The 11,732-nt window shown below is 63.1% G+C and carries 14 protein-coding genes; 7 read left to right on the forward strand and 7 right to left on the reverse strand.

Annotated features, from left to right (window positions below; genetic code table 11):
* Positions 1–78 precede the first annotated feature (78 nt).
* The 4 genes from CD351_RS01670 to CD351_RS01685 all read right to left on the reverse strand — a co-directional run bounded on the left by CD351_RS01670 (position 79) and on the right by CD351_RS01685 (position 2,600).
* Positions 79–1,278, reverse strand: a complete 1,200-nt coding sequence (locus CD351_RS01670; protein WP_111991012.1) for an efflux RND transporter periplasmic adaptor subunit — start codon at positions 1,276–1,278, stop codon at positions 79–81.
* A 236-nt stretch (positions 1,279–1,514) separates the two neighbouring features.
* Positions 1,515–1,781 (reverse strand): GlsB/YeaQ/YmgE family stress response membrane protein, encoded by a 267-nt coding sequence (locus tag CD351_RS01675; RefSeq protein WP_111993532.1) that lies wholly within the window; start codon positions 1,779–1,781, stop codon positions 1,515–1,517.
* A gap of 121 nt (positions 1,782–1,902) precedes the next feature.
* Positions 1,903–2,202: a DUF1153 domain-containing protein gene (locus CD351_RS01680; RefSeq protein WP_111991013.1), complete on the reverse strand. Its 300-nt coding sequence runs from the start codon at positions 2,200–2,202 to the stop codon at positions 1,903–1,905.
* Positions 2,202–2,600: a hypothetical protein gene (locus CD351_RS01685; RefSeq protein WP_111991014.1), complete on the reverse strand. Its 399-nt coding sequence runs from the start codon at positions 2,598–2,600 to the stop codon at positions 2,202–2,204. The genes CD351_RS01680 and CD351_RS01685 overlap by 1 nt, the downstream gene beginning before the upstream one ends.
* 155 nt (positions 2,601–2,755) lie before the next feature.
* On the opposite strand from CD351_RS01685, the gene mnmA reads away from it, so the two are divergent.
* Positions 2,756–3,940: a tRNA 2-thiouridine(34) synthase MnmA gene (mnmA, locus tag CD351_RS01690; protein ID WP_111993533.1), complete on the forward strand. Its 1,185-nt coding sequence runs from the start codon at positions 2,756–2,758 to the stop codon at positions 3,938–3,940.
* On the opposite strand, the gene CD351_RS01695 is transcribed toward mnmA, so the two are convergent.
* The gene (locus CD351_RS01695) at positions 3,937–4,296 is read right to left on the reverse strand and encodes a hypothetical protein (RefSeq protein WP_174214226.1); all 360 of its coding nucleotides are present in this window, start codon (positions 4,294–4,296) and stop codon (positions 3,937–3,939) included. The two genes, mnmA and CD351_RS01695, sit on opposite strands and share 4 nt — an antisense overlap.
* Positions 4,297–4,332: 36 nt before the next feature.
* Between CD351_RS01695 and CD351_RS01700 the strand changes: the two genes are divergently transcribed.
* Positions 4,333–5,469, forward strand: a complete 1,137-nt coding sequence (locus tag CD351_RS01700; protein ID WP_111991015.1) for a serine hydrolase — start codon at positions 4,333–4,335, stop codon at positions 5,467–5,469.
* Positions 5,470–5,473: 4 nt separating this feature from the next.
* On the opposite strand, the gene CD351_RS01705 is transcribed toward CD351_RS01700, so the two are convergent.
* Together CD351_RS01705 and pdxH are read right to left on the reverse strand one after the other, a co-directional pair.
* On the reverse strand, positions 5,474–6,292 hold the full coding sequence (locus CD351_RS01705; protein WP_111991016.1) for a PhzF family phenazine biosynthesis protein: 819 nt from the start codon (positions 6,290–6,292) through the stop codon (positions 5,474–5,476).
* 7 nt (positions 6,293–6,299) lie between these two features.
* Entirely contained in the window at positions 6,300–6,962 is a 663-nt protein-coding gene (gene pdxH, locus CD351_RS01710) for a pyridoxamine 5'-phosphate oxidase (RefSeq protein WP_111991017.1), read from the reverse strand.
* A 234-nt stretch (positions 6,963–7,196) separates the two neighbouring features.
* On the opposite strand from pdxH, the gene CD351_RS01715 reads away from it, so the two are divergent.
* From CD351_RS01715 to CD351_RS01735, 5 genes are read left to right on the forward strand one after another with little or no spacing between them, the layout of a single operon-like run.
* Positions 7,197–8,207 carry a DnaJ C-terminal domain-containing protein gene (locus tag CD351_RS01715; RefSeq protein ID WP_111991018.1) on the forward strand — a complete coding sequence of 337 codons (1,011 nt, stop codon included), beginning with the start codon at positions 7,197–7,199 and terminating at the stop codon, positions 8,205–8,207.
* A 33-nt stretch (positions 8,208–8,240) separates the two neighbouring features.
* Positions 8,241–9,338, forward strand: a complete 1,098-nt coding sequence (locus CD351_RS01720) for a YihY/virulence factor BrkB family protein (RefSeq protein ID WP_111991019.1) — start codon at positions 8,241–8,243, stop codon at positions 9,336–9,338.
* Positions 9,339–9,361: 23 nt separating this feature from the next.
* Complete coding sequence (gene fabI / locus CD351_RS01725) at positions 9,362–10,174, forward strand: enoyl-ACP reductase FabI (protein WP_111991020.1); 813 nt, start codon at positions 9,362–9,364, stop codon at positions 10,172–10,174.
* A gap of 23 nt (positions 10,175–10,197) precedes the next feature.
* Positions 10,198–11,115 (forward strand): NAD-dependent epimerase/dehydratase family protein, encoded by a 918-nt coding sequence (locus CD351_RS01730; RefSeq protein WP_111991021.1) that lies wholly within the window; start codon positions 10,198–10,200, stop codon positions 11,113–11,115.
* A gap of 41 nt (positions 11,116–11,156) precedes the next feature.
* Complete coding sequence (locus CD351_RS01735) at positions 11,157–11,717, forward strand: sugar transferase (protein WP_111991022.1); 561 nt, start codon at positions 11,157–11,159, stop codon at positions 11,715–11,717.
* Positions 11,718–11,732 lie beyond the last annotated feature (15 nt).

An 11,732-nucleotide genomic window follows, 5' to 3' on the forward strand; every position in this document is an offset into this window, starting at 1 on the left:
TTTCTGCCAATTCAGCTTCATGCAGGGCCGCGCGATTGCCCTTCGGACGAGGTACGAGAGGACGGGCGGCGCGGCTTATCATTCTTCGTCGCCACCCTTGCGAGGTTTGACGACTTCGCCCGGATTAAGGAATCCGCCAGCGCTCAGGACGACCCGTTCGGTGCCCGACAGGCCCTCGGTGATCGCGATGCCCTGCGGCGTGGTCATGCCGGTCTTTACCGCAGTGCGAACGGCCTTGTTCTCTTCGTCGATGACATAGACGAAGCTGCCCTCGTCATCGGCGAGAACCGCGCTCTGCGGAAGGATGGTCGCTTCAAGCGAGCCGCTGCGAATGCTGGCTGTCGCAAAGCCACCGGGCCGCAGCTCGGGCGCATAGGGCAGCGCGATACGGGCGGTGCCCTGGCGGCTCTGTTGGTCGATAGTGGGCGAAAGCTGCCAGATCTGCCCCTCGAAGGTCTTGTCGGACCCGGTCGGTACGACGCTCGCCGACACGCCTTGCGAAAGCCCTGCAAGCTGGCTTTCGCTCAGCTGCGCAAGAAGCTCGAACTCTCCCCCGCGCGCGATCACGAACAGGGCAGGTGCGCCGCCGGTGACAGTCTGCCCAGGCTCGACATTACGTTCAAGCACGTAGCCGGTTGCCGGTGCGATCACATTCAGGCGGGCGTTGCGGGCACGCAGTTCGGCAAGCTGAGCTTCGGCGACCTTGATCCTAGCCACTGCAGAATCGCGCGTGGCGGTGAGCCGGTCGATTTCGGCCTGAGAAATGAAGCCGCGTTCAACCAGTTGCAGAGCGCGGTCGAGGTTCGACTGGGCAAGCTTCGCGTCTGCACGCGCAACATCGATCTGAGCTGCCTGCGCGGCGGCCTGCTGCGTCTGAACGGAGCGATCAATGACGGCGAGCACCTGACCTTGCTGGACCCAGTCGCCGGCATCGACACGGACCGACAGGACCTGTCCGCCCTCACCAACGACGCCAACCGGCATCGGGCGACGTGCGGCGAGTGTGCCGGGCGCTTCGATTGTGCCGTCGACACTGGTGCGTCCGGGAGTGACCACCGTGACCACCGGCGCTTGGTCGTTATCGTCCGCCATCGCGGCGGGCTCGCCGCCCTGAAGCGCGAAATAGGCCGCAATAGCGAGCAGCAATGCAAACAGTCCGCCCCCTGCGATCAGCAGCGTGCGGGTCAGCGAATTGGACCGCCTGAGACCATGCCGGGTCGCGACATCGGCGGGGATATCGTCCTGCGCCTCGGCTGTGATCGTGGTCGCGTAATTCATTATACTTCCCTTATGCGGGTGGCTCTTTTTTGACCGGATTGCTCGGCCCGAGTGTGTTATACATATAAGTCACCCTTCGCAATCCCTCTTAATCATGGGGGTGCGAAGGGCAATGCGCGCATCGACTGATGACTTTAAGCCTAGACGAAAGACCTATCGCGATTCCCAACACGAGAAAGGCGGCGCGACATCGCTGTCGCACCGCCTTATCGCTACTTTTTCGTGTTGTCAGGCGTTTAGCGCACCCGGCCACGCTGGATAAGGTTCATGACGCCCAGTAGGACAATCGCTCCGATGACCGCGACGACCAGACCGATGATCGAAAACTCCTGCACGCTGCCGCTGATGCCGAGCAGCGGGCCTGCGATCAGGTTGCCAATCACCGAGCCGATGCAGCCCACGACGATGTTCCAGAAGATACCCATCGAGGCATCGCGATTCATGACTAGGCTCGCCAGCCAACCGGCAACACCGCCTACGATAAGTGCAATAATCCAACCCATTCTTTCCTCCATTTTGGTGCAGTGCGCATTGCTATAGCTGCAATGGCCCTTGGCACTCAAACAAGGGGCTGTCGGGTTGGTTCCGGATTAAAGCTGGCGGGAGGCGATAGTTCGCCTGGCGTCAGTACTTGAGCTGGCGCTCGTAGAGGTCTCGATAGTGCTGGATACGGGTCACGCGCAGACCCTGCATGCCCGAACGGTCCACCGCGCGCTGCCACGAGGCGAATTCTTCCAGCGTGAGGCCGTAGCGCTCAAGCACTTCGTCGATGGTCAGCAAGCCGCCATTGACCGCTGCGACCACTTCCGCCTTGCGGCGAACGACCCAGCGTTTGGTGGTGGGCGAAGGGAGGTCGTCGATCGTCAACGGCTCGCCAAGAGGGCCAATCACCTGTGCCGGGCGGATGTCCTGGTTCTCAATCATCAATCTTCTCTCGCATCGCCAGTTGCAGCTTGCCCCGGATTTACTTGGTCTTGGTTTTCAAGCCCTTGATATGCCGGAACCCCCTGACTTTCGGGGACAATGCCGGGCGAGCCTTTGCTTTGCTCTAAAGCAACATGGTTAACGTCTCGTTCCCCCTCTTCCTTAGTCCGAAAATAGCGAGCAGCCGCATCGGCAAAACAGTTTGCGGACGCCTCGATACTGCGTGACGCATCGCGCCTCAGGACATGGCGAACGTCGCGCGCAGCGTTGAGCCGGGCGGTCAGCTCGTTCCAGTCCAGCACGCGAAGCGCGTCGGTGCCAAGGGCGGATTCTCCCGCCTGGCCCCGCGCGAATCGCTCTTCGCCTGGATGTTGAATTGGCTGTGCATTCTCGAACATGCAGATGGCTATAGGCACCGGTCGTCAAGATCAGGTAAAACCCGCCTTTACCAATGCTTAGGAAGAACGCCGACGCTCTGAGCAACCAGTCAATCTCATCTGCGACCAGCGAGACTGGCGATCCGGGGCGCTTATCCCTATATGGCGCGCCAATCATGACGACTGACACCGCTCTTGAAACCGCCAGCCCGTTCGGGCTGGACACGGCCGCCCTATTCGATCTGCCGCGCCCTGCGTCCCAGTGCCGGATCGTGGTCGCGATGAGCGGCGGGGTCGATTCGTCCGTGGTCGCAGCGCTTGCTGCCGACACCGGAGCGGAAGTGATCGGCATCACGCTACAGCTCTATGATTATGGCGCTGCAACGGGTCGCAAGGGCGCATGCTGCGCGGGCGACGACATCGCCGATGCGCGCGCTGTTTCTGACCGGCTGGGCATCGCGCATTATGTCTTCGACCATGAAAGTGCCTTTCGTGAAGACGTGGTCGAGCAGTTCGCCGACGAGTATCTCGCAGGCCGCACGCCGGTCCCCTGCATCCGCTGCAACATGGGGCCCAAGTTCACCGACCTGTTCCGCATGGCGCGCGAGCTGGGCGCGGATTGCCTTGCGACCGGGCACTATGTCCGCCGGGTCGAAGCCGCCAAGGAAGATGGCCGCGGACCGCACCTCTACCGCGCCAATGATCCGGGCCGCGACCAGTCCTACTTCCTGTATGCGACCACGCAGGAGCAGCTCGACTATATCCGCTTTCCGCTAGGCGGTCTGCCCAAGTCCCAGGTGCGCGAGCTGGCCGAGGCCGCTGGCCTGCGCAACGCCGCAAAGCCTGACAGTCAGGACATCTGCTTCGTGCCCGACGGCAATTATGCCGGTATCGTGAAGAAGCTGCGCCCCGAAGGCGGCGTGCCCGGTGCCATCGTCCATGCCGCGACCGGCGAGACGCTGGGCGAGCACAAGGGCATCATCCATTATACGGTCGGCCAGCGCAAAGGGCTGGAGATCGGCGGTCAGCCAGAGCCGCTTTATGTCATCTCGCTGGACGCCGCATCGCGCGAGGTGCGTGTCGGGCCAAAGCGCATGCTCGGGATCGAGAGCGCGGAAGTGATCGAGACCAACCGCATCGGCGCAATCCCGGAAGGCGCGCAGCTGACTGCCAAGGTCCGCAGCCTTGCCAAGCCGGTGCCCGTGACGATCGAAGGCGATCTGGGCGAAGGCGCGACGGTGACGATGCGCTTCGACCAGCCCGAATTCGGCGTTGCTCCGGGTCAGGCGGCGGTGATCTATGCCGGTGAGCGCGTCATCGGCGGCGGCTGGATCGACGCGACCACTTCAGTCGCGTCTTAACTGTCCCACTCTTCAAGCACGCAGCCATAGCCTTCGCGGTAAGTGGCGGTGTTGGCTGTCACCAAGGGGAAGCTCGCCGTGACGCTGCGCGCATCGGCATCATCGCTGAGTGAGACCAGCTCCATGCCTCCCAGCTTGTCCTTCTCGCAATCCTCAAGGCTGCGTCCGGCGACGAAGCGGCACGAACACGCGACCCGCGCGGCATAGGACGTGCCGACCTTGGCATAGCCTTCGATCGGCGCACGGTTGGCCCAGACAGCCGCAGCAACGCCGATCGCGGCCAGCACGAGCAGCCAAAGCACAACTCGCGCTGCGAGCGATCGTTTCGCTCCTGAATTTGCCCCGCGATTTGCCATTGCTTTGTCCCGACCCTTGTTCGATTGAGCGTGACCATGATCACGCGTTTCGCTTCCTCTATCGCCGCCCTCGTCTGCATTCCAGTGCTCGTTTCATGTGGCGAGGCACCGCCTGCCGAATTGCCCCCGCTGACCGACGAAGCGCTCGCCGCCGTCACCGACGATGCGGGCGCTCCCAAGGATCAGTTGGCCCGCGCGGTGGACGAGCTCTTCACCAAGGAGGGGCTTGGCGAGACTCGCGCGGTGCTGGTCTATGCCGACGGCAAGCTGGCGGCCGAGCGATATGCTGAAGGCTACGACGAGGAGACCCGTCACATCAGCTGGTCGATGGCGAAGACAGTGACTGCCGTGCTGATCGGGATGCTGGTTGCCGATGGGCTGCTCAGCGTCGATGAGCCTGCGCCCGTTCCCATGTGGCAGCGCAGCGGCGATCCGCGCTCTGACATCACGCTTCGCCACCTCCTCCAGATGCGCGCCGGATTGCGCCACACCGAGGCAGGCGATCCGCCCTATGAGAGCTCGGAAGTGCGGATGCTGTTCCTCGACGGGCGCGATGATATGGCGCGCTGGGCGAAGGAGCAGCCGCTCGAAGCGGAGCCCGGTGAGCGGTTCGAGTATTCGTCCAACACCACCGTCATCCTCGCTGACATTGCGGCGCGCGCTCTGACGACCAGCGATGAGCCTGCCGCCCGGCGCGAGGCGGTTGCGTCCTACCTGCAGCAGCGTCTGTTCGCCCCGCTCGGCATGTCCTCCATCGTGCCCGAGTTCGATGCGTCGGGCACGCTCATCGGCGGCAGCCTGATGCACGCATCGGCGCGCGATTACGCTGCCTTTGGCGAGTTCCTGCGCGCTGGCGGTCAGGCGCCGAGCGGTGAGCAGCTCGTCCCGCGCCGCTGGGTCGAGGCGATGCTGACGCCGAGCCCGGTTTCCGAGCATTACGGCTACCAGATCTGGCTCAACCGGCCCGAGCCCGACCTTGAATGGCCGCATCCTTTGTTCCCCGACCGCGCACCGGCGAGCATGTTCTCGCTGATCGGACATATGGGCCAGTACGTGCTCGTCTCACCCGAACAGCGGTTGACCGTCGTTCGCCTTGGCCACTCGACCAGCGAAGAGCGCCCGCGAATGCTGCAAGAGGCCGCAGACGTCATGGCGCTGTATCCAGTGAGGTAACGCTTCACAGCAGGAAGCGGCCTTCCACCACTGTCACACACGGCCCGCCAAGCCATGCGCGCTCGCCTTCCAGCCTGAGTGTCAGATCGCCTCCGCGCTCGCTTGCCTGATGCGCGGTGAAGGCATTGCGGCCCAGTTTCGCCGCCCAGTAGGGCGTGAGCGCTGCGTGGGCAGAGCCGGTCACACTGTCCTCATCGACCCCTCCACCCGGCACGAAGACGCGGCTTGCAATGTCACTCTTCTCGCCCGGTGCAGTAGCGATGAACTGATCCGCGCCCAACTTCTCCAACCCGCGATTGTCGGGGGTAAGCGCGCGCACTTCCGCCTCGTTGCGGTAGAGCATGATGTTGTAGCCAAGCTCGGATCGGTGAATGCTCTGCGGCTCAGTCCCCATCAGCGCGGCAGCGTCCGGATGCTCGGCAGGTTCGGTCGCGATGGCCGGGAGGGCGAGCGCATAGCCCCCGCCATCGGCCACGCCATCGCGCCTTACTTCGAGGACGCCGGATTTGCGCGTGCGGAAGGTCACGCGATCCCTGCCCTTCCCCCATTCATGATGGGAGAGCAGCACATGTCCGCTCGCCAGCGTCGCATGGCCGCACAGCGCGATCTCGTAAGTCGGCGTGCACCAGCGCAGCTCCCAGTCGGCCTCTCCGCTGGCATCGGGAATGACGAATGCTGTCTCGGCGAACAGGTTCTCGCCCCCAATCGCCACAAGCATCTCGTCAGGCAGCCATTCGTCCATCACCATCACTGCGGCCTGGTTGCCGCCAAACGGCTTCGCGCTGAAGGCATCGACGTGCCAGTAGGGGATCGATTGAGTCATAGAGGTCTCACGGATAGAGGAGCGTGTCAGCCCATTTGAGCGCGTCGCCTGCGCCTTCAAGCGTGAACCGGCGGCGGTCGTGAAGGCGGTTGTCGCGGTCGATCCAGAACTCGATGGCCTCAGGCCGCAGCGTGAAGCCAGTCCAGTGATCGGGGCGCGGAACCTTGCCTTCCTGTTCGTGCTTTCCCCACAATTCCTGAACCCGGTCGAGGTAGTCCTGCCGCTCGGGCAGCGGGCGCGACTGGTCGCTCGCCGCGCTGCCGACCTGGCTTTTGTAAGGGCGCGAGTGGAAGTAGGCGTCGGCGCGCTCCGGTGTCACCTCGACCAGTGGCCCTTCGATGCGGATCTGGCGGCGCAGGCTCTTCCAGTGGAACAGCAGGCTTGCATGCATGTTGGCGCGAATCTCCCCGCCCTTGCGGCTCTGGGCATTGGTGAAGAAGGTGAAGCCGCCACCGGGCGCCTCGTCCGCGCCGTGCCCTTTCAACAGCACCATGCGCACCGACGGCCTGCCATCAGGCGTCGCGGTCGCAAGCGCCATCGCATTGGGATCGTTGGGCTCGCTGGCCTTTGCCTCGGCAAACCACTCATCGAACAGCGCATAGGGGTCCGCGCCTGCGGGGATCACGCTATCGGCCAGTTGCGCCTGATTGAGCGTTTCGGAAGTTCCCATTGATTTCAGCACCTTACTTGAGAAGTGGACCGCATGTTACACGGTCCAGGGGGAAAAGCCGCAAAGTGTTACTTTGCCAGCGAAAAGTGTCACCTTCGCCCGGATTGCAATATGTCGCGCGCATCCACATTTAACTTCAGCTATCTACGTTCCTGCGAGTAGGAAAGACGAACATCTTCTCCAATTCCAACCTCTCGCTTGCACCTGCAAACCGTATCACCTAGCTAACACACGATGTCCGATCCATATTCCACCCTTGGCGTGGCGCGCACTGCGTCTGAAAAAGAGATCAAGAGCGCGTATCGCAAGCTCGCCAAGGAATTCCATCCCGACCGCAATACGGACAACCCGAAAGCCGCCGAGAAGTTTTCTCAGGCGACCAAGGCGTATGATCTGCTTTCGGACAAGGACAAGCGCGCCCAGTTCGATCGCGGCGAAATCGACGCCGAAGGCAACCCGATGAACCCGTTTGCAGGCATGGGCGGCGGGCGCGCTGGCGGCTTTTCGCGCGGCGGTGCCTATGGCGGCTCATATGGAGCGGGGGCCGCGCGCGGCGGATATCGCGATCAGGAGTTTGGCGGCTTCGGCAACGAGGACATGGACCTTGGCGACCTGTTCGAAGGGCTTTTTGGAACCCGCGCTCGCCAGAATGAACCGCCCCCTCGGCGCAGTGGCTTCGGTGGCCGCCCGACCCCGCCGCCAAAGCGCGGCGCGGATATCCAGTATCGCCTCGCGGTTCCCTTCGTCGATGCAGCGACAGGGCGCGACCAGCGCATTACGCTCGCCGATGGCAAGGCGATCAATCTCAAGCTGCCCGCCGGTGTCGAGGACGGCACGCAGATGCGATTGAAGGGCAAGGGACACGATGGGCCGGGCGGCAAGGGCGACGGGATCGTCATGGTCGAGATTGGCCCGCATCCCTTCTTCCGCCGCGATGGCGACAATATCCGAATGGACCTGCCGATCACCCTCGACGAAGCGGTCAAGGGCGGCAAGGTCAAATGCCCGACCGTCGATGGCCCGGTCATGCTCACCTTGAAGCCGGGCGCAAATGGCGGCACGGTGATGCGGCTTTCCGGCAAGGGCTGGACCAGGAAAAGCGGCAGCGGCAAGGATGGCAAGCCTGCACGCGGCGACCAGCTGGTCACGCTCGAGATTCAGATGCCGGAGGATCTGGACGGCCTTAGCGAACGACTTGGCGATTGGGTCGACCCGGCGAAACCGCGCGATAAATTCGGGCTTTAAGGCCCAAGGGCGAAAGGCGAAGCATTCGTGACGATGCGCCCCGAGCAATTGCAGGTCTATGACGATCCGTGGAGCGGGCCGGAAGTCCGCTCGCTCTCGCCCGAAGCCCGCCGCGCGCGCGCACTCGAACGCCAGGCATTCTTCTCCGATCCCGGCGAACCTGCGGCCCGCCAGCCGGGCATCTTCTGGTTCATCCTGCACCATGTCGGGCCGGGCACCCGCATCTACGAAACCGTTCGCCGCACGCTGGCCGGTACGTGGCAGGACGGCTTTATTCACGCAGGCAACCTTGCCTATCTTTCGATGCTGGCGATCTTCCCCTTCTTCATTCTCGGCTCGGCGCTGTTCGAACTGTTCGGCGGGCGCGATCTTGCCGTTTCCATGGTGCAGACCGTGGTCGCGGGCCTGCCGCCAAGCGCTGCGCAGGTGATCGCGCCGGTGGCAGAGGACGTGGTCTATGCGCGGACGGGCTGGCTCTTGTGGTTCGGTGCCGCGGTTGCCTTGTGGACCGTCTCCAGCCTGATCGAATCGATCCGCGATATCCTTCGCCGCGCATACGGCACCCGCGCGCGCCATTCCTTTGTGCGATATCGCCTGCTGTCTGCCGGACTCATCCTTGGCGCGGTGGTGGTGCTGATGGCCTCGCTGTTCGCGCAGGTGATGATCGGAACCGCACAGGTCGTCATCATGGAGCGCTTTCCCCAGCTGCTCGAAGCGCTTGGAACCTTGCGCCTGTCGCGCATCGTGCCCGCCGCCGGCCTGATGCTGTCGCTGTACCTGTTGTTCTATACGCTGACGCCGACCGAATACCGCGGGCGGGTCTATCCCAAATGGCCCGGCGCGCTGTTCACCGCCGTCTGGTGGTTCGGCGTCACCATCGCCCTGCCGCCGATCCTGCGCGGCTTTTTTACCTACGACCTGACTTATGGCAGCATGGCGGGGATCATCATCGCGCTGTTCTTTTTCTGGCTCGTTGGCCTTGGCCTCGTTATCGGGGCAGAACTGAACGCGGCGCTGGCTGAACCGGAAAAGGACAGCTCAATCGTGCCGGCCGATGCGGCAAGGCCCGATGCGGGCTCGCAGATCGGCGCAGGCCTTGCGAAGACAGGCGCGCATGGAAGGCCCGAATAAGGGCGACGAAAGGGAGTACGAAGATGTCGGGTCAAGGGCTGATGCAGGGCAAACGCGGGCTGATCATGGGGCTTGCGAATGACAAGTCGCTTGCCTGGGGCATTGCAAAGCAGCTTGCCGAACAGGGCGCGCAGCTGGCTTTCTCCTATCAGGGAGAGGCGCTGCTGAAGCGCGTGAAGCCGCTGGCGCAGCAGCTTGGCAGCGACATCACGATCCCTTGCGATGTATCGGACATGGCCTCGCTCGATACAGCGTTCGACGAGCTCAAGAAGCACTGGGACACGCTCGACTTCGTCGTCCACGCCATCGGCTTTTCCGACAAGAATGAACTGCGCGGCAAGTATGTCGATACCAGCCTCGATAATTTCCTGATGACGATGAACATCTCGGCCTATTCGCTGGTCGCCGTGACCAAGCGCGCGGCCGAGATGATGCCAGAAAGCGGCGGCTCAATCGTGACGCTGACCTATTACGGCGCGGAAAAGGTCATGCCGCATTACAACGTCATGGGCGTTGCCAAGGCTGCGCTGGAGACGAGCGTGCGCTATCTCGCCAACGATCTTGGCTCCTCGGGCATTCGCGTCAACGCGATCAGTGCAGGGCCAGTAAAGACGCTGGCGGCGAGCGGGATTGGCGATTTCCGCTACATCCTCAAGTGGAATGAGCTCAACGCCCCGCTTCGCCGCAACATCACGCTCGATGACGTGGGCGGCGCTGGCCTCTATTTCCTTTCCGACCTGTCCTCAGGCGTCACGGGAGAGGTTCATCACGTCGATGCGGGCTACCACCTTGTCGGCATGAAGCAGGTCGACGCGCCCGACATCGCGGTATCCTAAGCGACAAGCGGCCGACACCCGGCATGCGGCTGTTGGTGACGGGGGCAAGCGGCTTTCTCGGCCGCGCTGTCGTGGCGAGCGGGGCAGAGGCTGGACATCACATGATCGCTGCCAGCCGTGCGGGGTCGTCTGTGCCGGGGGGTGGCGAGGTGCAGGCTTGCGGCGATCTGCTGTCAGGGCCGCAGCTCGATTTCTCGCGCGTCGATGTGGTGATCCATTGCGCGGCGAGGGTCCACATCCTCAAACGCGAGGATCCTGCCAGGGCGCAGGCCGCTTTTCACGCGATGAATGCTCAGCTTCCGGTCAGGCTGGCCAAAGCCGCGCGCGAGGCCGGGGTGCGCCGGTTCATGCAGGTAAGCTCGGTCGCAGCCATCGCCAGTGCTACCGCGCCGGGAGAAGTGCTCGACGATAACAGCAAGCCCTCCCCCACCACGCGTTACGGCGCCGCCAAACTCGCGGCGGATACAGCGCTTGGCGAGCTGGTAAGCGGCAATTTTTCAGTCGTTTCGCTGCGTCCACCAGCGATTTATGGCCCCGGGGTCGGCGCGTGGTTTGCAATGATTGCGCGCGCGGCACGGTTTGGCGTCCCTTTGCCCATTGGCCGATTCGACAATGCGCGCAGCATCGCATTCGTCGGCAATATCGCCGATGCCATCATCGCAGGTGCCGGGTCCCACCAGAACGGATCATTTATCCTGACCGACAGCCCCCCGATCAGCGTAAGCGCGCTCTATCGCTCCCTCACCGCACTCAGCGGCTGGTCCGGGCGCGTGTGGCATTGGCCGCGTCCGCTGGTCGAACCGCTGGCGCGCGGCGCGCTGGGCGACAGGGCAAGCAGCCTGCTCGGCAATGCCGCTTTCGACGGTTCGCGGTTTGCTCGCACTTTCGAGTGGGAACCGCGAATAAACATGGATGAGGCGCTTTCGCTGAGCTTCGCCTGATTGCCGGGCGCCGCGGGCGTCAGAGGCAAAAAGGTAAAGAAATGAAGCGCTTGCTGGATTTTACCATCGCTGCGACCGGCCTGATCCTGCTCGCGCCGCTGATGGGCCTGATCGCAATTGCAATCCGGATCGATTCGCCCGGACCCGCGCTTTTCTGGTCGCAGCGTTTCGGGCGCGGCGCTCAGCTGTTCGCCATGCCCAAGTTTCGAACCATGCGAACCGATGCGCCGCAGCTACCAACCCATTTGGTTAAGGACAGCGCCAGCCTTCTGACCGGGATCGGAGGGTTTCTGCGGACCACCAGCCTTGATGAATTGCCTCAGCTTTGGAGCGTTCTTGTCGGGGACATGAGCCTTGTCGGCCCGCGCCCGGCCCTGTTCAATCAGGCCGATCTCATTGAAATGCGTAGAGAAAATGGCTCACACACCCTTACTCCGGGCATCACCGGATGGGCGCAGGTCAACGGGCGCGACGTTTTGACACTCCAGAGCAAGGTCGCTCTAGATGGCGAATATCACAGGCGTCAGAGCCTGCTGTTCGATTGTCGCATACTGGCTCTGACATTCGTCAAGGTGGTTCGCGCCGACAGCATCCAGCATTAGGCACGGGCGAATCCA

Source organism: Erythrobacter sp. KY5, from assembly GCF_003264115.1.
Taxonomy (GTDB): Bacteria; Pseudomonadota; Alphaproteobacteria; order Sphingomonadales; family Sphingomonadaceae; genus Erythrobacter.